Genomic DNA, 19,800 nt, shown 5'->3' with positions numbered 1-19,800 from the left:
GCCTACCTATATGCCGAACGCGACCAACGGTATCTTAAGTGGTATTATGCCGCCCATTCGTTGACGTCAATTAATGACAGAGTGACCCTTGGCGCGAACAAGCTCATAACATTGAAGGCTTTATTTCGAGCATTGCACTGCCGTCATTAAAGGCGACTCATACAACCTATTTTCAAACAGAGACCCGTCAGCCCTTATGACCGGTCTGCCCGCAGCGAACATCCATTGGCTCCATCCGCTATGTACGCCAGCCTCAAGTCAATCGCCCTGTGGCCACCCTCCCGAAAAAGCGCGCGCCGGTTCACGCTTTTCGTGTGCACCTGCTCGGCGCTTGGCAGCCTGTTGGTCTACAGCTTGTCGATGCCTCTGCCGGTGAGTCTGCTGGTGCTCAATATTGCGGCGCTGACCTGCGTCTGGGTGGGGCATCGCCTCTCGCTCAAATCGATAAAGTTTCAGCCTCAAGAATTGGCCGACCGTCTGCTGGAAGTTCAGGAAAATGAACGTCACCGGCTCAGTCGGGAACTGCATGATGATATTGGCCAATTGCTGACCGCCGCAAAACTTCAGAGTGAATGGCTCAAACGTCGATTGCCTGAAGAACTGCAGGGTCAATGTTCGGTCCTCTGCGATACGCTGGACGAAACCCTGACCAAAGTTCGTGATGTATCAGCCATCCTGAACCCACGACAGTTGACCAGTCTCGGGCTGGAAGCCAGTCTGCGTGCGCATTTACTCAGAACCCTGGCCAATACGTCCGTGAACTGGAGCCTGGAATGCCATCAACGTTTGACTGGCATACCGGAAGAAATGGCGGTGGCGGCCTTTCGCATCACTCAAGAAGCGGTTACCAATATGCTGCGCCATGCCGAAGCCAGGAATCTGTTGGTCCGCCTGCAACGTCTGCCCCAAGGCCTGACGTTGTTAATCAGTGACGACGGCCTGGGGTTCGAGCCAGTGGCAGACCCTGCTCGCGAGGGGCAACGCGGAATGGCTGGAATGTCGGAACGGATCGATCAGTTGGGCGGTACGCTGACCGTGACCAGCGAGCCGGGCAAAGGCACTCAAATCGAAGCACTCTTCCCCTGGGCGCCCCGTGCGCTGGAACGGGCCAGTACGAATAAGGTTATGCGTTGACTTGTAACTTACTTCTGGTGGACGACCACTCGCTTATCAGGGCTGGCGTGCGCGCTCTGGTGCTGGATATTCCCGGCTATGCGGTCATTGGGGAGGCCAGTGACGGCTCGCAGTTACTCGAGATGGTCGAGCAACTGTCCCCGGACATCATCCTGCTGGATATCTCCATGAGGAAAACCGGTGGCCTTGAAGCCTTGCAGCGACTCAAACGAGTACGTCCGCAGTGCAAAGTGCTCATCCTGTCGATGCACACCGACCCGGCGCTCATCATGCAAGCACTCGAATCCGGGGCTCATGGCTACCTGCTCAAAGACACCACGGCCACCGAGCTCGAACATGCCCTGGATGCCTTGCGCAATAACGAACGCTACCTGAGCCCGGCCATTGCCCACACCGTCATCAACCAGGCGCTGACCCGAACCCAGAAAAATCAGGCGCCAACCCAGGACTCGCACAACCTGACGGCACGCCAGCTGGAAATCCTGCGATTGATTGTTCGCGGAAAATCCACCCGGGAAATTGCCAACGGCTTGGGCCTGAGCATCAAGACTGTCGAAACCCACCGCTCGCAGATCATGAAACGCTTGCAGATCTACGATGTGGCCGGCCTGGTGTTGTTCGCCGTACGCGAGCAAATCATCAGTCTGGACGATTAGCCGGATTCGAGCCGCTCAGCAGCGGCGAGCCCTCGGGCAAATGCACCGGCAATGCCGCCGGCCGTGCCGAAAAACGCAGGCTATCGCCCTCCAGAGGCTCACCATCAAGGTTGATATAAAGGCCCTCCGATACTTTGATCTCGACCCACGGCAAGCGGGCTCGCACAAACATGCTGTCGATTCCGAAACCATCGGTCAGCAGGTCTTTCAAGGTACCGACCACTTCCTGGGGCGCGGGCAAAATGCTGATATCCAGCAGACCATCGTCAGCCAGCGCCTGCGGGCACAACATATGACCACCACCAGCCTGTCGGCCATTGCCGATGCCTAATGCCAACAACTCACCGGCCCAGTGAAAATCCGGCCCCTGCAACTCGCCATAGGCGGCATGCAACTCACTGAAGCGCGATAAACCGGTGAAGAGATAAGCCGCGCCGCCAAGAATTTTTTTCAGATCCTCGGAAGTATTGGCCGTGACCTGACTGCCAAAACCGCCCGTGGCCATGTTCAGAAAAACCTGCCCGCCGACCTCCCCCAGATCAATGGCATGCGGGACGGCCTCCAAAAGCTCCAGCGCTTGAGCGGGCTCCAGGGGCACACCCGCGGCGCGTGCAAAATCGTTGGCGGTGCCCAAGGGCAAAAGCACCAGGCTGGCCTGCGTCGAATGCGCCGCCATGGCTTCGGCGATATCACGCAAGGTGCCATCGCCGCCGCCGGCAATCAGCTGCGTATAGCCCGCCGCCAATGCTTCCCCCACCAGCCGTTGCGCATCACCGGCCTCCCAGGTCAATCGAACAGCCAGTTCCCAGCCTTGTTGGCGCTTGCCTTCGACAGCTGAACGGACCTGCTCATTGAGTGCCTGCTTGCCATGCAGAATCAACAGCGCCTTGCGCTCGCTCATTTTGATCAGCCCCCTTTCCGAATCCGTATGGGAGATGTTGACCTCGCAGCCCCTCATAAAAGTCGCAAGGATTTCAATTATTTCCAGGGGAAGGACACTTGAGTCCTACAGAGCGGTATTTTTTCTTACAAAACCTGAGGAATCGGCTCAATTGACCCATCAGGGTAATTGGTACACCGTTGTGTCAGCGGTTATCAGTCATCACCAATAAATCACACAGGGACGTGCAAACAATGAATGGAACCTCTTTAAGGTCCTTAAAAATCGTAAGTAATAAAAGTATCGGCCACCTGAATGGTTTTAACGCAAGGAGCCAATTATTCCGTGCAAAGCCATGACCTCAGACTACCGGTAACTCCGGTCACGCCGTTCTCAGACAATCACGCCAATCAGCAGGCTGAATTCAAAAGCAGCGCAAAGCCCATCGGAGAAGTTGATATGGAACCTCGCGTCACTGAACTGGAGACACATCTCAAGTACATCCGCAGAGACCTGGATGAAGTCCGCGGCGACGTCAAATCCATCAAGCACAGGCTTGCCTATTCAGCTGGCGGAACAGCTGTGGTCCTGGGGCTTTTGAGCTGGATCTCCAACAGTCGCTTCGACCAGGTCGTGACCCTTCTGGCAAATTAAGGAACGGTCATGCACGCAAGCCCCAACGCTTTCGACCGGGCTTGCGTGGCAGAACCAGGACCTGCATCAGCCCAGGACTTCACTCAACGGGATGAAGCTCACACTATCACCCTCGATCAGCGTACGGTCCTCCAGCACTTCAACCAGACCATCCGCCCAGGCGGCACTGCGCAGTACGCCAGAGCTCTGATTCTTGTAGATGATTGCCCGGCCATTTTCCAGACGTCCGCGCAAGTACTCACGTCGGTTACCAGCCTTTGGCCAGACAAACCCTGCCGGTACCTGAAACTTCAGGGGTTCGATCTCTTTTACGCCTTGGCGGCGCAAGAGGTAGGGCCTCGCCAACAGAGCAAAAGTCACCAGCGTTGACGCCGGATTGCCGGGCAAACCAATGACAGGCACACCGCGAAAATGCCCGAACGTCAGCGGCTTGCCTGGCTTGATGGCAAGCTTCCACAGGGTCAACTCGCCCTCTTCCCGCAAGGCAATGCCCAGAAAGTCGGCTTCTCCCACCGATACGCCACCGGTGGAGAGAATCAGGTCGACATCCTTCAACTCGCCGAGACGGGCACGAGTGGTCGCTAAATCATCGGGAAGAATGCCAGCATCGATCACCTCACAGCCCAAGCGCTGCAACCAGCTGCAAAGCAACACTCGATTGCTGTTGTAGATCTGTCCCGGTCCAAGGGCCTGGCCCGGCTCAATCAGCTCATCCCCGGTAGACAAAACCGCAACACGAACCTTGCGAACCACATCCAGTTCAGCACATCCCAACGATGCCGCCAGCCCCTGCTCGATGGGCCCCAGGCGTGTACCGGCGGGCAAGATCAACTCACCGGCGGTGGTTTCCTGGCCTTGTGGACGGATGTTCTGTCCCGGGGTCATGGTCTCGGTGAAACGTACCCGCTCATCCGCCTGAACCTCGGCGTTCTCCTGCATCTCGACACAGTCGGCACCCGCGGGCACAGGCGCGCCGGTGAAGATCCGCGCACAGGTCCCAGGCTTCAAGGGCTCCGGAGCCTGACCCGCAAAAATCTTCTGGCTGACCGGCAACGGTTCTCCCGTCCAGTCGGCGACGCGCAAGGCATACCCATCCATGGCACTGTTGGGCCAAGGCGGCAGATCAAGTGTCGAGACCAGATCAGCAGCCAGTACACGCCCCTGAACCTGCGCCAACGGCAAGCGTTGGTGCTCATGAATTCTTGAGGCGTCGGCCATTTCCAGTAACCGCGCGAGCGCCACCTCGACGGCCATCAGGCTGCCAGTCTTGCCTGGCTTACCCGCGGGATTCACAGGGTGCCGCCTGTTTCAGATGGGTCACGAAATTGCACGGGCGGTGCCGGGAATCCAGTTGTTCGGCGAGAATGCCGTCCCAACCGGTGCGCACAGCATTGGTCGAACCCGGCAAGCAGCAAACCAGCGTGCCATTGGCCAGACCGGCCAAGGCCCGGGACTGAACCGTGGAAGTACCGATATCCGCCACCGATATCTGCCGGAACAGTTCACCAAAACCATCGACCTGCTTATCCAGCAAGCAACTCACCGCTTCGGGCGTGCTGTCACGACCGGTAAACCCGGTACCGCCAGTGATCAGCACCACTTGCACGACTTCATCGGCAATCCAGTTGGCCACTTGCGCACGAATTTTGTAGAGATCATCTTTGAGCAATACACGGGCCGCCAGGTTATGACCGGCAGCGCTCAAGCGGTCAACGAAGACCTGGCCTGAGGTATCGGTTTCCAGGGTACGGGTATCGCTGACAGTCAGCACCGCGATGTTGAGCGGTGCGAAAGGTACATCAGCCTTGGCTTTCATAGGCTCGTCCAGTTGTAGGAGAAACAGCCCGGTGTTATATCACAGCGCCTCATTTTTTCGCCGCCCCCATGGAGAAGTGCAATGACCTCGGATACACCTTTGGCGCCGTGCTCCATTTTGCTCCTGGCGGGCGGGCGTGGCCAACGCATGGGCGGTCGGGACAAAGGTTTGCTGGAATGGCACGGCGAGCCCCTGATCGCGCATCTGCACCGCAAGACCCGTCTGCTGAGCGATGATCTGATCATCTCCTGCAACAGAAACCTGGAGAAATATGCGCCTTATGCGGATCAACTGGTCCATGACGATGAAGGCGACTTTCCGGGGCCATTGGCGGGTATTCGCGCAGGCCTGAAGGCCGCCCGCCACACGCACCTGCTGGTATTGCCCTGCGATGTGCCACGCATCGATGCGGTGCTGCTCCAGAACATGCGTGAAACTGCCGCGCAGCATCCGGACAAACCGTTGATGCTGCGCCATGGAGAACACTGGGAACCTTTGCTATGCATGATTCCCGTCGTTCTTTCAGGGGCTTTCGAGACGGCCTGGAACGAAGGCGAGCGCAGCCCGGGCCGACTGATGCGCACATTGGGCGCCATGGCCCTGCAGTGCCCCGACAACGACCCTCGCCTGGCCAACCTCAATACGCCGGAACTGTTAAGCACGCATCACACTGTGTCAGACTGACGCTCGAAGGAACTTGCACGCGCTGCATACGTCTCAAGCTCAGTATTCAAAAGATTTTCCATTCGGAGACACACCCATGACCCAACGGACCCTCGCCACTTTCATGCTCGCACTGGGCCTTGCGACCCTCGCCGGTTGTGCATCGCCTTCAGTGATCACCTTGAATGACGGTCGAGAAATCCAGGCCGTCGACGCGCCTAAGTACGATCAAGAGTCGGGCTTTTACGAGTTCGAACAGCTGGATGGCAAACACATCCGTATCAACAAGGATCAGGTTCGTACCGTTAAAGAGTTGTAATCTTTGCGGCGACCATCGGATACAGAAAAGCCCGCTTTTAAAGCGGGCTTTTTCGTGGCTGAAGCAAAGCAGGTTTGCCTGTAATCACCACTCCAGGGTGATTGTGCTTTCGAACTCTCTTTCCTGCCCCGTAACCGGATCAACAAATCGCAATCCCTGGGCCAACAGCTTCAAGGGGTTGGCATAGTCGTCTTCTACGTCCTTGAGCACCCGCGGATAGAACGGGTCATTGCAGATGCCAGCCCCCAGGGCCGCCATGTGCACTCGCAACTGATGTTTCTTGCCCGTTACCGGGTAAAGCGCATAGCGCCAGAATTCACCGTTTTTTTCCCTGACCTCGACAGCCGTCTCGGTATTGCTGACGCCCGGACCTTCCTGCATGCGAAAGAACGGCTCGCCATCGATGAGTCGACTTTTATGAACCATCGGAAAGGTCAGTTCAGGCAATGCCCGGGCGATTGCTTCGTAGCGTTTTTCGATCTGGCGTGTAGGAAACAATGACTGATACGCTGACCGACTCTGAGGATTGGCTGAGAACAGCACCAGCCCTGCCGTATGCCGGTCAATACGATGCAAAGGCACCAGATGCGGGTTATCCAGTCGCCGGATCAGTCGTCGCAGCAATGTCTGCTCCACATACTCCCCAGCCGGCGTCACCGGCAGGAAGTGCGGTTTGTCCGCCACCACCAGATGCTCGTCGGCATAGAGGATCGACTCCACCACCGGGATCGGTTTTTCGTCCGGTACTTCACGAAAATAATGAATCCGCAGACCTTCCTTGTAAGGCAGATCCAGGGCAATCGGCATGCCTTGCCCATCGAGGACACGACCGCGAGCAATTCTGTCCAGCCATTGCTCACGACCGATGGCGCTGAAGTGTTCGCACAGGCAATCGAATACGGTCTGCCACGGACCAGGCGGCAGATAGAGCGTGCTGGCCTGGTTGTGCGCAGCAGAAAAAGATGAAGTGGACATACGAAAAGCTCTAACCCTCAATGCAGGGCAGCATTATCCAACAGTGGCCGGAACGAACCTAGAAGAGAATCCTCAGGCCGGTATCGACTGGGTTCGAGCGGCCGCTTCGGTGAACTCCTTGAGCCAGCGCAGCACATCGACCGCTTCCCAGCGACCCGGATCATAAAGCGCATACAACAACCCCTGATAGCCCACGACATCGAGCTGCCGGTGATAACCCGCACGCTGGAACAAGGCTTCGATTTCGGCGAAACAGGTATTGAAATGCAGTTTGTTGAAAGGCGTTTTTCCTTCCGTGACCAGACCATCCAGACGCAATTCGAGAACCGCCTCGCGCACCACGTCCGCCGACATCCGGTTCACGCTGTTCTTCAATTGTTCGACATTGACCACATTTCATCCCTCTGACGTCCGGGATCATCTGCCCAAACCCGAACAGGGAGAAGCATGGCAGGCAATCCGAATAACTGTATGCACATACAGTAACCGAATAACCAACCTTTCGCCAACGAATGAAACGAGGATCGCGACAGATGGGGGCATCGCCAGCAGTGTCAGGATTCGCGCAGGAACGCCACCACCTGCTCGGCACTAAACGGCCAGCCCAGTTCAGCGCCGGTATCGACCCGACGCAACACCGGAATACGCAGGCTGTAGGCTTCGAACCAGGTTTCATCGTCAGCGATATCCACCAGCTCCACCAACAGACCACGCTCGACAAACTCCATCAGCATGGCTTCGGCGACTTCACAAAGATGGCAACCAACGGTGCCGAACAGCTGACATTCAGGAGGCATGACGACAAGACCAAACGAGTAAGCGCTCATTCTAGGCCCACCATCAAACGCAGTCGAGCCGACGTCCGAGCAACGGTGATTTGAAGAGTTTTCGGCAAAATTCTGACGCAAATCATTTGCGTCGCCGGTCATTTGCGCGATGCTCGCGTCTTTTTTGCCTCTACGCTTGAGTAGCCATAACCCTCACCGGAGTTTTTTGTGTTTGCCAACTTGTTGATCATCCTCGCCTCCTCCCTGGTGGTGATTGCACTGTTCCAGCGCCTGCGTTTGCCACCGGTGTTGGGCTACTTGTGCGTAGGGCTGATGATCGGGCCGACAGCGTTCAACTGGGTGAATGAAAACGAAGACTTGCCCGATCTGGCTGAATTGGGCGTGGTGTTCCTGCTGTTCTCCCTGGGGCTTGAGTTTTCCCTGTCGAAGATGCTCGCACTGCGCCAGGTGGTGTTTGGCCTGGGCAGCCTGCAAGTGCTGGGGTCCGGGATCTTGCTGGGGGCATTGCTGATGCTGTTCGGCATGCCGATCACACCGGCCCTTTTACTCGGTGCTGGCCTGGCGCTGTCGTCTACCGCCATTGTCAGCAAGGAATTGAGCAGCCTCGGCGAAATATTCAGCCGTCACGGCCAGAATGCCATCGCCGTGCTGTTGTTCCAGGACGTGATTGCGGTGTTGCTGCTGACGCTTGTGCCGGTGTTCGCCGGCAGCAGCGACCAGGCCTGGTATTGGGCACTGCCGCTGACGCTGGCCAAGACCCTGGTGCTGTTCGTCGGTTTGCTGCTGGTCAGTCGCTGGTTTCTGCCACGGCTGTTCCATGAAGTCGCCGCGGCCCGGTCCGCGGAGCTGTTCGTGCTGTTGGCACTGGTGATTGTTCTGCTGACGGCCTGGCTGACTCACCTGCTCGGCCTCTCCCCTGCCCTGGGCGCCTTTCTCGCTGGCATGCTGCTGGGCGAAAGCCACTACCGACATCAGATCGAGGCCGACATCCGTCCATTCCGCGACATCCTGCTCGGAGTGTTCTTCGTCAGTATCGGCATGCTGATCGACTTGCGCCTGTTTGCCAGCCACGGCCTGTTGATTCTCGGTCTGACGTTGGGGTTGCTGCTGATCAAGGGCACCCTGGTCGCACTGCTGGTCAAATGGCGCGGCAGCGATGGCGAAACCGCCTGGCGCAGCGGCCTGGCATTGGCCCAAGGGGGTGAGTTCTGTTTTGCCCTGATGGCGCAGATGCAACAGAACAAATTGATGCCCGCCGACCTCGGCGGCCTGCTGCTGGCCGCCACGTTCTGCTCGATGCTGGTAACGCCTGTACTCCTGCGCGCCGCTCCCCGCATCGCCATGCGTCTGCACCGCAAACCCAACAAAGCAGCCGAACTCGAAGAAATCAGCGCGCTCAACGCCGGCCTGCACAATCACGTGGTGATCTGTGGCTACGGCCGCGTCGGTCAATCCATCGGGCGTTTCCTGCGTCATGTTCAGCAACCGTACATCGCGTTGGACACCGATCCGGTGCGGGTCCAGGAAGCCGTGGTCAATGAAAGCAGTGTGCACTACGGCGACTCACGCCGCGGCGAGCTGCTGATCGCGATAGGGCTGGAGCGCGCAAGACTGTTGGTGGTTGCCGTGGACAAGACGGACATCGCCCTGCTGATTCTCAAGGAAGCACGGCGGTTCAACCCGACCGTGCCGATCCTGGTGCGCACCCGGGATGACAGTCAGTTGGCCGAGTTGAAGGCGGCCGGCGCCAGCGAAGTCGTACCCGAGTTGCTGGAGTCCAGCCTGATGCTCGCCTCCCACGCGCTGATCATGCTAGGCATACCCGGCCAGCAGGTGCAGGACCGGGTCGACCAGGTACGGCATGACCGCTATCGCCTGCTGCACGACTTTTACCCCGGCGCCGACGATGAAGAACGCTGATTCAATCCTGGCTCACGGCGCCGATCTTGTGCACCGACAAGTCCGCGCCGTAATACTCTTCTTCCTGGCTCAGGCGCAGGCCATGGACCGCCTTGATCGCGCCATACACGGCAAAACCACCGGCCAGCGCCACGACTACCCCCAAAGAAGTGCCGATCAACTGACTGATCAGGCTCACGCCCCCCAAACCACCCAAAGCGATTTGCCCGAAGATGCCGCAAGCGATCCCGCCCCAGACACCACACAGCCCATGCAAAGGCCAGACACCCAGCACATCGTCGATACGCCATTTGCCTTGAGCTGCGGTAAAGCACCAGACAAACAGTGCTCCGGCGATGGCGCCGGTCACCAATGCGCCCACCGGGTGCATCAGATCCGAACCGGCGCAGATCGCCACCAATCCGGCCAACGGGCCGTTATGCAGGAAGCCCGGGTCATTGCGCCCGACGATCAACGCCGCCACCGTGCCGCCGACCATGGCCATCAACGAATTCACCGCCACCAGCCCGCTGACTCCTTGCAGGGTCTGGGCGCTCATCACGTTGAAACCGAACCAGCCGACGATCAGGATCCACGACCCCAACGCCAGGAAGGGAATGCTCGACGGCGCGAATGCCACCAGTCGCCCGTCGCGATAACGACCTTGCCTCGGCCCCAGCAGCAACACCGCCGCGAGTGCCAGCCAGCCGCCCATGGCGTGAACCACCACGGAGCCGGCGAAGTCATGGAAACTGGCGCCAAAACGTGCCAGCAACCAGGCTTGCAGACCGAAGTTGCCGTTCCAGACCACGCCCTCGAAGAAGGGGTAGATAAACGCCACGATCAGCGCCGTCGCGCACAACTGCGGGACGAACCGGGCGCGTTCGGCGATGCCTCCGGAAATAATCGCCGGTATCGCCGCGGCAAAGGTCAGCAGAAAGAAAAACTTCACCAGCCCATAGCCATGATCGGCGGTGATCACCGCCGCCGGTTGCATGAAACTGACCCCATAGGAAATCCAATAGCCTATAAAGAAGTAGGCCAGGGTCGAAATGGCGAAGTCGCTGAGGATCTTCGACAAGGCGTTGACCTGATTTTTTTGGCGAACCGTACCGACCTCAAGAAAGGCGAAACCGGCGTGCATGGCAAGAACCATGACCGCACCGATAAGTATGAACAACGTGTTGGAGCTATGGACCAGACTGTCCACAGCACTTTGCAGATTTTCCATGGATTGGCAGACCTGAAGGCTGAAAAAAAGCACCAAAGCAGTTCGCACAGATGGTCGACGCACCAAGTTGCAGCTCATCCAGACCGCAACGCTGATCCGGATGAACCGCTTTGGCGCACAAGACCGCCGCCTCTGCGCGAGTTTTGATTGTTTGAGTCAGGGGTTTCCTGAAATCATGCCCGGCAACAGCGCAATAGCGCCGGCTGACGCACCACGACGTAGCAAAAGATGTACCAGTCATTTGTACTGAACCTTCGCGCAAGGCTCATACTCGAACGCTTCAGAAGCCACTTACGGAGATCACCAATGGCACGCACCAAGGCAAAGACTGCTCAAGAAATTCTGATGGAAGATTTTCAGACACTGGTCAGCGACACCGAGCGGTTGCTGGAACACACCGCCTCCCTGGCCGGTGATCAGGCCGATGAGCTGCGCGAGCAGATTCGCGACAGCCTGCTGCGTGCCCGGGAAACCCTGAAGCTGACCGAAGACGCCCTGCACGAGCGCGGCAAAGCGGCTGTCGCCGCCACGGAAGATTACGTCCAGGCCAACCCATGGCAATCTGTCGGGATCGCAGCCGGCGTGGGTTTCCTGATTGGTCTGCTGGCCACTCGGCGCTGATATGGCGATCGATGAATCCGGCTCGTCCGCGACGGGCACCCGCTCTTCATCGCGGCGCCTGGGTGCCGCATTTCTTGGATTGCTGCACAGCCATGTCGAACTGTTCGGCATCGAGCTACAGGAGCAAAAAGCACGCACCGTAAGCCTGTTGCTGTTTGCCGGCCTGACGCTGGTCTTTGCCTTGTTGTTGCTGGTGGGGTTGTCGACGCTGGTGTTGATCCTGTTTTGGGACACCTATCGCCTGGCGGCAATCATCGGGCTCTGTGTGTTCTACACCCTCGCAGCGTTGTTCTGCGCAATGCGCTTGAGGGCGGCGATTTTCGATGAGTCCTCGCCCTTCCATGGCACTCTGGAAGAACTGGCCAACGATCGGGAGCGCCTGTTGCCATGAACCTGCCTGAACTTCCCCGTAACAGCTCGCGCACGGAAATGCGCAAGGCGCTGATCCGCCTGCGCATGGAAATGCATCGCCAGGAAATTCGCCACGAATCCCAACAACTGCTGCAGCCCCTGCAACGGGTGCGTGGCATGACGCAGAACTTGCAAGACGGTTTCGGCATCAAACACGCCCCGCTCTGGGGCATCGCGGCCGTGATCGGGTTGGGCTTTCTGACCGGCAAGGGTGCCAAGGGCGGAGGTATCGGCAGCCTGACCAAGCTGGTTAGCCTGGGCGCTGCATTGGGGCCACTGATCAAGTTGGTCATGCAGAGCGCTTCGCGCAAAAACTAATCAGTTTTGTCTGGCTGCATTCTTGCAATACCACCGGGATTAACCTCTTTATCGAGAGGTTGATCCTGCGTGCCTACCTGGCGACCAGGTTTTATCCAGAACAACACCTTACTAAGGAGGCCTCGTGATCGACGGGCAACCGCTCGCCTGTTTTCAGCCATTCATCGATACCGCCACAGGCCGTATCGCGGGTGTCGAAGCGCTGGGCCGACTGCGCCAGGCCGATGGTCAACTGACCTCGGTAGGTGCGCTGTTCGCCGATCCGCGAACCCCGGCCATCGCCCTGCGACGTCTCGATCGCCAGATTCGCGACAACGCCCTGAGCCGTCTGCATGAAGCGCCCGCGGACTGGTTTCTCAGCCTGAACATCTCACCCCGCTGGATCAGCCGCTTGCGCCGGGACCAGGCACTGCCTAGCCTCAAGCAACTGAGCAGGCATGGTGTCGACGCACAGCGAATCGTCTTCGAGATCACCGAACTGGGCGGCGACAGCCAGCGTCTGGCTGAAGTCGTGGCCCGCTACCGGCAAGCCGGGGCGCGGATCGCCATCGATGATTTCGGTGCCGGTTACTCTCAACTCGATCGCGTGCTGGCCCTGCAACCGGACATTCTCAAGCTCGACATGCGGCTGTTCCAGGCCGCCGCGTTGGGCGGTCCCAGCAGCGATGTGGTCAAGGCACTGGCGCAAATGGCGGAAAAAACCGGGTGCTGGATCATCGCCGAAGGCGTGGAAACCGAAGCGCAACTGAATTTTGCCCTGGAGTGCGGCTCACGCTACGTACAGGGCTTTCTGTTCGCCCGAGCGCAAGCGGATTTCTTCGCCACCGACGCCTTTGTCGAGCGCTTCGCGCAACTGCGCCAGCGTTACGTTCAGCAAAAGCTGACTGAACGCGCTCGCCTGATGATCATGCGCCAGCAACTCAGCGAACTAATGGCCATCCTGCAAGCCTGGGCTCAAGCCGGCGCGCCCCTAAGCGCCTTGCCGCAACTCCAGGCGTTTCCCTGGCTGCTGCGTTTTTATCAGTGCGACCGCCACGGCACGCAACTAACCCCCAACCTGGAATGGCGCAACAACGGCTGGGAAGCTGATAACCGCTACCTGGGCCATAACTGGTCATGGCGCCCCTATTTCTATCACTTGCTGGCTGAGGGTTGGGATGAGCGCCGTCTGACGCTTTCCAACACTTACCGCGACGCCACCAGCAATCAGTACTGCCTCACTGCGGGGCAGTTTTTCGATAACGGCGAACGGCTACTGCTCATCGATATCGACGCCGCGGGGTTGTAGTTCTCCTTGCAGGTACCGGCGCGAAACGGGAAGCTAGGGGTTCAGTCACCTGACGGAGAAACCAGCCTTGGATTGGCACACCCTGCTTACCCGCGAACGCCTCGGAAAACCTGTGCACAGCCCGGAAGAACTCGGCCGCAGTCCTTTCCATAAAGACCACGACCGGATCATTTTCTCGGGCGCGTTTCGCCGTCTCGGGCGCAAGACCCAGGTTCACCCGGTCTCCAGTAACGATCACATTCACACGCGCCTGACCCACTCGCTGGAAGTCAGCTGCGTCGGCCGTTCGCTGGGCATGCGCGTCGGTGAAACCATCCGCAGCGCCCTGCCCGACTGGTGCGAACCGAGCGACCTGGGGATGGTGGTGCAATCGGCTTGCCTGGCCCATGACATCGGCAATCCGCCCTTCGGCCACTCCGGCGAAGACGCGATCCGCCACTGGTTCCAGCAGGCCGCCGGCCGTGGCTGGCTGGATGCCATGAGCGAAGCCGAACGCAACGACTTCCTCAACTTCGAGGGCAATGCCCAAGGTTTCCGGGTGCTCACCCAGCTTGAATACCATCAGTTCGAAGGAGGCACCCGGCTGACCTATGCCACCCTGGGCACCTACCTGAAATACCCGTGGACGGCCCGGCACGCCGACTCACTGGGCTACAAGAAGCACAAGTTCGGCTGCTACCAGAGTGAACTGCCGCTGCTGGAACAGATCGCTCATAAACTCGGCCTGCCCCAACTGGAAGAACAGCGCTGGGCGCGCCATCCGCTGGTGTATCTGATGGAGGCCGCCGACGACATCTGCTACGCGCTGATCGATCTGGAAGATGGCTTGGAGATGGAGCTGCTGGAGTACGCCGAAGTCGAGTCCCTGCTGCTGGACCTGGTGGGCGACGATCTCCCGGAAACCTATCGCCAGCTCGGTCCACAGGATTCGCGGCGGCGCAAACTGGCGATTCTGCGGGGTAAAGCCATCGAACACCTGACCAACGCAGCAGCCCGAGCCTTTGTCGAGCAACAGGACGCACTGCTGGCCGGCACGCTGCCGGGCGACCTTGTCGAACACATGCATGGCCCGGCCAAACGCTGCGTCTTGAATGCCAAGGACATGGCACGCAAAAAAATCTTCCAGGACAAGCGCAAGACGCTCCACGAAATCGGCGCCTACACCACCCTGGAAATCCTGCTCAATGCTTTTTGCGGCGCAGCATTGGAGCAGCACAACGGTCGTACGCCCTCCTTCAAGAACCGGCGCATACTCGACCTGTTGGGCAACAATGCACCCGATCCCCATGGCCCGTTGCACACCTCGTTCTTGCGCATGATTGATTTCATCGCCGGCATGACCGACAGCTATGCCGGTGAAATGGCGCTGGAAATGACCGGTCGTTCAAGCCACGGATAACAGCGCATCGATCAGCCGCGTCAGCGACGTCTGAACGGCTGATCGAGTGTCTAGACATTCATCTGTATTTCAACATCGACAGAATCGCCCTACACCTTGTGCAGAGCTGACTGATCGATTGTTCGGCCATCTCGCGAAACAATTGCACACCCACTGCTCGACAGATGACGCATGAAAACTCCTACGTTCAAACACGATTGGCACATATTGCTGGTGGAAGATCATCCGTTTCAGCTGAGAGCGACTCAATACCTGCTCGAGAGTTACGGCTTCACCCAACTGACCACCACTGACAGTGCCGAAGGCGCCTTGCAACAAATGCTCAAGGCTGCGCAACCGTTCGATATTCTTCTGTGCGACCAATGCCTGCCCGACCTTCCCGGTCTTGATTTGATCGAGCTCGCCAGTCACCGGGGAATGATCAGACAGGCAATACTGCTGAGCAGCCTGACATCCGCCGAACTGGAAAAACTTAAAACAGTAGCCTACGAACACGGACTTCCCTTGCTGGGTTACTTGATCAAGCCATTGAAACAATCAGACTTTAGAAGCTTGTTGACCTTAGCCTCACAATAAAACAGGCCAATCCCCACACACTAAAACCACATCCAAAACACAGATTAAAACTTATAACCCAACGCTTTCACCCTCTTGACTACATCATCCAAACTTTACCCCTTCCTCATTCAAAACCTAGTTGGTACGTAGTCCGTTTCTTTTTCAATTGTAGGACTTTTCCTATATTGCTGCTATCGACTTGTCAGTCCATGCGCCCCCTCAACTACTGAGCTAAGGTGCGCGCTTTATTTGTGCACGTATGGGATTTGATTATGAACTCCGTTTTTATTGTCGACGATCACCCTGTCATCCGCCTTGCCGTTCGAATGCTGCTGGAACATGAAGGTTACAAAGTCGTCGGTGAAACTGACAATGGTGTCGATGCCATGCAGATGGTGCGCGAATGCATGCCCGATCTGATCATCCTCGACATCAGCATTCCCAAACTGGATGGGCTGGAAGTGCTCTCCCGTTTCAACGCAATGAGCACGCCATTAAAAACACTGGTGTTAACTGCACAATGCCCGAAACTTTTTGGTATTCGCTGCATGCAGTCAGGTGCATCAGGGTATGTATGCAAACAGGAAGAGCTCAGTGAACTGGTGAGTGCGATCAAAGCAGTATTATCAGGTTACAACTACTTCCCCAGCGAGGCCTTGAACCCGGTTCGTTGTGACGACGCACAGTGGGCGGACCTGGACTTGTTCAAATCCGTAAATGATCGAGAGTTGATGGTATTACAACTTTTTGCCCAAGGTCGCACCAACAAGGAAATTGCCAAGGGCATGTTCCTCAGCAACAAGACTGTCAGCACCTATAAAAAACGACTTATGCAGAAACTCAAAGCCAAATCTCTGGTTGAACTCATCGATATGGCAAAACGTAACGCGTTAGTGTGAGGAACAGGATGCCCAGTCGTTTGAAGGATTTTCCAAGACTCATGATCGCGGCTTTATGCCTGAGTACCCCGGTGCTCGCGGCGCAGACGCCCAGTGAAAACTACACACTGCTCAGTCGCTCAACGACCGGGCACATGGAAGTCCAGCTGGATACCTCACAACGACAATGGGTCAAAGACAAACGTGAATTGATCCTGGGCACGTCAGGCCCGGATTATCCGCCTTTCGACCTGACACTCAGCGGCCACGACTACGAAGGTTTCACCGCCGACTACGCCGGCATCCTCGGCAAGGTTACGGGGTTGCCCGTCAAGGTTCAGCGCTTCGCGTCCCGAGGGGCTGCGATCGAGGCGCTGGAAAAGGGTCAGGTCGACATACTCGGCACCGCCAATGGGTTCGAGGCCGACAATGCCGACATTGCGCTGTCCACACCTTACGCCGTGGATCAACCCGTGCTGGTGACACGGGAAGGAGAAACCAGGTCTCTGACCGATGGTCTTGCCGGCCTGCGGCTTAGCATGGTGTATCACTATCTGCCTCTGGACGAAGTCAGGGCGCTGTACCCCAAGGCAATCATCACCTCCTACCCGTCCTACCAAAATGCAATCAACGCGGTTGCCTTCGACCAGGCCGATGTTTTTCTCGGTGACACCATTTCAACTCATTACATGATCAACAAGGGGTATCTGAACAACATCCGCATGGCCAACTTCGGTAAACACGAAGCCCATGGTTTCAGCTTTGCCGTACAGAAGGGCAACCCGGACCTGCTCGGGATCATCAACGCGGTACTCAAGGCCATCCCCACCAGCGAACGGGAAAACATCGCCAAACGCTGGAGTGCCGGCAGCGACATTCTTCTCACCGATCAAAAACTGCAACTCACCCACCACGAAGAACGCTGGCTGGCGCAACATCCGGTTGTGCGGGTGGTGGTTAATGAAGCGTTTGCGCCGCTGACGTTTTTTGACAGCGACGGCAACTTTCGGGGTGTCACGGCTGACCTGCTCGAACTGATCAGATTGCGCACCGGTTTGCGCTTCGAGATCCAGCGCAGCCGAAGCGATGACGAGATGGTCGAGCAGATCGCTAACCAGCAGGCCGACCTGATCGCCGCCCTGCTCCCCAGCGCACAGCGTGAAACGATGTTGAACTTCAGCCGCCCGTATCTGGAAAACTCCTTTGTCCTGCTGACACGCAAAGCGGCCGACAGCCCGACCAACCTCAACCAGCTGCAGGACAAACGCCTGGCCATTGCCCAGGGCAATCCACTGGTGGATTACCTGCGCAGAGAGTTTCCGCGGATCAACCTGGTTGAAACTCCAGACACCTTCAGTGCCGTGGAGTTGCTCGCCGAGGGTAAGGCAGAAGGTGCGGTGAACTCATTGGTGATCGCCAACTACTTCATCTCATCGCGGATCTTCGAGCGGACACTTCAGATCACCACCACCATCGGCACCCAACAGGCGGCATTTTCCCTGGCGACCGGGCGCGACGCCAAAGAACTGAATGCCATCCTCGACAAGGCGCTGTTGAGCATCACACCGGAAGAGCTGGGCATCATCAACAACCGCTGGCGTGGCTATTCGGCGGCCTCGCAAAGTACCTGGCGCAACTATCACCGAGTGTTCTATCAGATCGTTACCGGCGCGGGTGTACTGCTGCTGATATCCGTTGCCTGGAATGCCTATATGAGACGCCAGATAAAACAGCGGCAGGCGGCGAAAGAACGTGCCGATGAAGCCAACCGGGCTAAAAGCACCTTTCTGGCAACCATGAGCCATGAGATCCGCACGCCGATGAACGCGATCATCGGCATGCTGGAGCTGACACTCAAACGTATTGATCCTGACCATCCGGATCGACCGGCCATCGACGTCGCGTATCACTCGGCAAAAGACCTGTTGGAACTGATCGGGGACATTCTCGACATTGCGCGCATCGAATCCGGACGTCTGAGCCTGAGCCCGGAGCGTGTCAATCTGGCTGAAACCGTAGCCTCGGTGATGCGGATCTTCGACGGGCTGGCCCGGCAAAAAAATCTCGGACTGCACCTGGCATTCAACCCTGCCAAACCTGCGACCGATGTCCTGTTGGACCCGATGCGTTTCAAACAGGTGCTGTCCAACCTGGTCAGCAATGCAATCAAGTTTACGCAACAGGGTCAGGTCAGGATCAGCCTCGAGTTGCAACCGACCGACGGACCCGACCGCGTGCAGCTGCAGTTGCTGGTTGAGGACAGTGGCGCCGGGATCAGCGAGCAGGATCAGCAGCGACTGTTCGAGCCTTTCGTCCAGGCCAATAACTCCAGCCAGTTAGCCAGGGGCGGTGCGGGGCTGGGCCTGGTGATCAGCCGCAATCTGTGCGAAATGATGGGCGGCAACCTGCAATTGAGCAGCCAGCCCGGGGTCGGCACTCAAGTTCGGGTTTCGCTGAATCTGGCAACCCTGCCGCCTGTACAGATGCCGGAAATTGCCGAGCCACCGATTCACCAGAGCGCAGCCCCCTTGAACGTTCTGGTGGTCGACGATCACCCGGCCAATCGCTTGCTCATGTGCCAGCAACTGGAGTTTCTGGGGCATCGGTTCAAGGTCGCAGCGGATGGCGAGGCGGGATTGCAGACGTGGAAAGATCAGCCATTCGACCTGGTGATTGCCGATTGCAACATGCCGATCATGAATGGATATGAGATGGCTCGTGCCATTCGCCAACATGAACAGCGCATGCAGCGCCCTGCCTGTACCGTTCTGGGTTTCACCGCTAATGCGCAACCGGAGGAAAGACAACGCTGCAAACAAGCCGGGATGGACGATTGCCTGTTCAAACCTCTCAGCCTGACAGCCTTGAGCCAATGGATCGAAGGCATTGCACCGACGGTCCGCGACCCGGCGTTCAGTCTGGAGGGGCTGCACCTGTTGACCGGTGGCAATCCGGCACTGAACCGGCGATTGTTGACCGAGCTGCTGAATAGCAACCACCTGGATCGGCAAACGCTGCTGACGTTGTCCCGGTCAAACGACCGGCAGTCACTCCTCGACATTGCCCACAAAATCAAGGGAGCGGCGCGAATCGTCCAGGCCTCCCGACTGATCGACAGTTGCGAGGCGCTCGAAAAGGCCTGCAATAACAGGCCCCACCACGATCAAGTGGCTGATTGCAGCAAGTCCATGGAGCGCGCCATGCTCGAACTGGATCAAGCGTTGCAACAACAGCTCGCACGACACGACAAACAGCAGAATGACGGAGCGTTAACTATGCTGGAAGGCTGAGCAGTGTGTTCATTGTCATGGA

At 57.8% G+C, this 19,800-nt stretch carries 21 protein-coding genes; 14 read left to right on the top strand and 7 right to left on the bottom strand.

Translation table 11 applies throughout. The features are described from left to right. The first annotated feature begins 240 nt into the window (after positions 1–240). Positions 241–1,134 (top strand): sensor histidine kinase, encoded by an 894-nt coding sequence (locus ACEN9A_RS07890; protein WP_258674153.1) that lies wholly within the window; start codon positions 241–243, stop codon positions 1,132–1,134. Beyond that, the gene (locus ACEN9A_RS07885) at positions 1,131–1,790 is read left to right on the top strand and encodes a response regulator (protein WP_019582509.1); all 660 of its coding nucleotides are present in this window, start codon (positions 1,131–1,133) and stop codon (positions 1,788–1,790) included. The genes ACEN9A_RS07890 and ACEN9A_RS07885 overlap by 4 nt, the downstream gene beginning before the upstream one ends. Here the strand turns inward: ACEN9A_RS07885 and yegS are convergent. Beyond that, positions 1,774–2,691, bottom strand: a complete 918-nt coding sequence (yegS, locus tag ACEN9A_RS07880; protein ID WP_258672906.1) for a lipid kinase YegS — start codon at positions 2,689–2,691, stop codon at positions 1,774–1,776. The two genes, ACEN9A_RS07885 and yegS, sit on opposite strands and share 17 nt — an antisense overlap. A gap of 324 nt (positions 2,692–3,015) precedes the next feature. On the opposite strand from yegS, the gene ACEN9A_RS07875 reads away from it, so the two are divergent. Then, a complete protein-coding gene (locus tag ACEN9A_RS07875) occupies positions 3,016–3,324 on the top strand; it encodes a hypothetical protein (protein WP_019650572.1) in 309 nt (102 codons plus the stop codon). A gap of 66 nt (positions 3,325–3,390) precedes the next feature. Here the strand turns inward: ACEN9A_RS07875 and ACEN9A_RS07870 are convergent, their stop codons facing one another. Beyond that, the gene (locus tag ACEN9A_RS07870) at positions 3,391–4,617 is read right to left on the bottom strand and encodes a molybdopterin molybdotransferase MoeA (protein WP_028939025.1); all 1,227 of its coding nucleotides are present in this window, start codon (positions 4,615–4,617) and stop codon (positions 3,391–3,393) included. Beyond that, complete coding sequence (moaB, locus tag ACEN9A_RS07865) at positions 4,601–5,140, bottom strand: molybdenum cofactor biosynthesis protein B (RefSeq protein WP_007940044.1); 540 nt, start codon at positions 5,138–5,140, stop codon at positions 4,601–4,603. Before moaB ends, ACEN9A_RS07870 begins: the two co-directional genes overlap by 17 nt. Positions 5,141–5,221: 81 nt before the next feature. On the opposite strand from moaB, the gene mobA reads away from it, so the two are divergent. Then, positions 5,222–5,824 carry a molybdenum cofactor guanylyltransferase MobA gene (gene mobA / locus ACEN9A_RS07860; RefSeq protein WP_258672905.1) on the top strand — a complete coding sequence of 201 codons (603 nt, stop codon included), beginning with the start codon at positions 5,222–5,224 and terminating at the stop codon, positions 5,822–5,824. A 76-nt stretch (positions 5,825–5,900) separates the two neighbouring features. Further along, entirely contained in the window at positions 5,901–6,122 is a 222-nt protein-coding gene (locus tag ACEN9A_RS07855; protein WP_007940041.1) for a YgdI/YgdR family lipoprotein, read from the top strand. 84 nt (positions 6,123–6,206) lie between these two features. Here the strand turns inward: ACEN9A_RS07855 and ACEN9A_RS07850 are convergent, their stop codons facing one another. The 3 genes from ACEN9A_RS07850 to ACEN9A_RS07840 all read right to left on the bottom strand — a co-directional run bounded on the left by ACEN9A_RS07850 (position 6,207) and on the right by ACEN9A_RS07840 (position 7,894). Next, positions 6,207–7,097 carry a pseudouridine synthase gene (locus tag ACEN9A_RS07850; protein ID WP_258672904.1) on the bottom strand — a complete coding sequence of 297 codons (891 nt, stop codon included), beginning with the start codon at positions 7,095–7,097 and terminating at the stop codon, positions 6,207–6,209. 72 nt (positions 7,098–7,169) lie between these two features. Next, on the bottom strand, positions 7,170–7,490 hold the full coding sequence (locus ACEN9A_RS07845) for a hypothetical protein (RefSeq protein WP_007895054.1): 321 nt from the start codon (positions 7,488–7,490) through the stop codon (positions 7,170–7,172). A gap of 161 nt (positions 7,491–7,651) precedes the next feature. Then, a complete protein-coding gene (locus ACEN9A_RS07840) occupies positions 7,652–7,894 on the bottom strand; it encodes a glutaredoxin family protein (RefSeq protein WP_019582515.1) in 243 nt (80 codons plus the stop codon). Positions 7,895–8,092: 198 nt separating this feature from the next. On the opposite strand from ACEN9A_RS07840, the gene ACEN9A_RS07835 reads away from it, so the two are divergent. Further along, the gene (locus ACEN9A_RS07835) at positions 8,093–9,805 is read left to right on the top strand and encodes a cation:proton antiporter (RefSeq protein ID WP_258672903.1); all 1,713 of its coding nucleotides are present in this window, start codon (positions 8,093–8,095) and stop codon (positions 9,803–9,805) included. Between the two features lies 1 nt (position 9,806). Here ACEN9A_RS07835 and ACEN9A_RS07830 read toward each other — a convergent pair whose 3' ends face one another. After that, a complete protein-coding gene (locus ACEN9A_RS07830) occupies positions 9,807–11,015 on the bottom strand; it encodes an ammonium transporter (protein WP_230139274.1) in 1,209 nt (402 codons plus the stop codon). Positions 11,016–11,321: 306 nt separating this feature from the next. On the opposite strand from ACEN9A_RS07830, the gene ACEN9A_RS07825 reads away from it, so the two are divergent. From ACEN9A_RS07825 to ACEN9A_RS07790, 8 genes are all read left to right on the top strand, one after another. Then, positions 11,322–11,636 (top strand): ElaB/YgaM/YqjD family protein, encoded by a 315-nt coding sequence (locus ACEN9A_RS07825; protein WP_258672902.1) that lies wholly within the window; start codon positions 11,322–11,324, stop codon positions 11,634–11,636. A 1-nt stretch (position 11,637) separates the two neighbouring features. After that, positions 11,638–12,027: a phage holin family protein gene (locus ACEN9A_RS07820; RefSeq protein WP_258672901.1), complete on the top strand. Its 390-nt coding sequence runs from the start codon at positions 11,638–11,640 to the stop codon at positions 12,025–12,027. Then, complete coding sequence (locus tag ACEN9A_RS07815) at positions 12,024–12,365, top strand: hypothetical protein (protein WP_258672900.1); 342 nt, start codon at positions 12,024–12,026, stop codon at positions 12,363–12,365. The genes ACEN9A_RS07820 and ACEN9A_RS07815 overlap by 4 nt, the downstream gene beginning before the upstream one ends. A gap of 124 nt (positions 12,366–12,489) precedes the next feature. After that, complete coding sequence (locus ACEN9A_RS07810; RefSeq protein ID WP_258672899.1) at positions 12,490–13,653, top strand: EAL domain-containing protein; 1,164 nt, start codon at positions 12,490–12,492, stop codon at positions 13,651–13,653. A 67-nt stretch (positions 13,654–13,720) separates the two neighbouring features. After that, positions 13,721–15,052 carry a deoxyguanosinetriphosphate triphosphohydrolase gene (locus ACEN9A_RS07805; RefSeq protein WP_019650563.1) on the top strand — a complete coding sequence of 444 codons (1,332 nt, stop codon included), beginning with the start codon at positions 13,721–13,723 and terminating at the stop codon, positions 15,050–15,052. Positions 15,053–15,223: 171 nt separating this feature from the next. Then, on the top strand, positions 15,224–15,628 hold the full coding sequence (locus tag ACEN9A_RS07800) for a response regulator (protein ID WP_019650562.1): 405 nt from the start codon (positions 15,224–15,226) through the stop codon (positions 15,626–15,628). A gap of 254 nt (positions 15,629–15,882) precedes the next feature. Further along, entirely contained in the window at positions 15,883–16,509 is a 627-nt protein-coding gene (locus tag ACEN9A_RS07795; RefSeq protein ID WP_007940027.1) for a response regulator transcription factor, read from the top strand. Between the two features lie 8 nt (positions 16,510–16,517). After that, positions 16,518–19,778: a transporter substrate-binding domain-containing protein gene (locus ACEN9A_RS07790; protein ID WP_258672898.1), complete on the top strand. Its 3,261-nt coding sequence runs from the start codon at positions 16,518–16,520 to the stop codon at positions 19,776–19,778. The last annotated feature ends 22 nt before the right edge of the window (positions 19,779–19,800 follow it).

It is taken from the genome of Pseudomonas sp. Pseusp18, assembly GCF_059506005.1.
Note: the sequence above shows the minus strand (reverse complement) of the source record. Positions and strands in the feature narration are given on the sequence as shown.

Excerpts from the sequence above, each read along its gene's own strand:
- ACEN9A_RS07790 (WP_258672898.1), top strand. The coding sequence starts at position 16,518 with ATGCCCAGTCGTTTGAAGGATTTTCCAAGACTCATGATCGCGGCTTTA.
- ACEN9A_RS07815 (WP_258672900.1), top strand. The coding sequence starts at position 12,024 with ATGAACCTGCCTGAACTTCCCCGTAACAGCTCGCGCACGGAAATGCGC.
- ACEN9A_RS07795 (WP_007940027.1), top strand. The coding sequence starts at position 15,883 with ATGAACTCCGTTTTTATTGTCGACGATCACCCTGTCATCCGCCTTGCC.
- ACEN9A_RS07800 (WP_019650562.1), top strand. The coding sequence starts at position 15,224 with ATGAAAACTCCTACGTTCAAACACGATTGGCACATATTGCTGGTGGAA.
- ACEN9A_RS07820 (WP_258672901.1), top strand. The coding sequence starts at position 11,638 with ATGGCGATCGATGAATCCGGCTCGTCCGCGACGGGCACCCGCTCTTCA.
- ACEN9A_RS07830 (WP_230139274.1), bottom strand. The coding sequence starts at position 11,015 with ATGGAAAATCTGCAAAGTGCTGTGGACAGTCTGGTCCATAGCTCCAAC.
- ACEN9A_RS07840 (WP_019582515.1), bottom strand. The coding sequence starts at position 7,894 with ATGCCTCCTGAATGTCAGCTGTTCGGCACCGTTGGTTGCCATCTTTGT.
- ACEN9A_RS07890 (WP_258674153.1), top strand. The coding sequence starts at position 241 with ATGTACGCCAGCCTCAAGTCAATCGCCCTGTGGCCACCCTCCCGAAAA.
- mobA (WP_258672905.1), top strand. The coding sequence starts at position 5,222 with ATGACCTCGGATACACCTTTGGCGCCGTGCTCCATTTTGCTCCTGGCG.
- yegS (WP_258672906.1), bottom strand. The coding sequence starts at position 2,691 with ATGAGCGAGCGCAAGGCGCTGTTGATTCTGCATGGCAAGCAGGCACTC.
- ACEN9A_RS07850 (WP_258672904.1), bottom strand. The coding sequence starts at position 7,097 with ATGTCCACTTCATCTTTTTCTGCTGCGCACAACCAGGCCAGCACGCTC.
- ACEN9A_RS07855 (WP_007940041.1), top strand. The coding sequence starts at position 5,901 with ATGACCCAACGGACCCTCGCCACTTTCATGCTCGCACTGGGCCTTGCG.
- ACEN9A_RS07825 (WP_258672902.1), top strand. The coding sequence starts at position 11,322 with ATGGCACGCACCAAGGCAAAGACTGCTCAAGAAATTCTGATGGAAGAT.
- moaB (WP_007940044.1), bottom strand. The coding sequence starts at position 5,140 with ATGAAAGCCAAGGCTGATGTACCTTTCGCACCGCTCAACATCGCGGTG.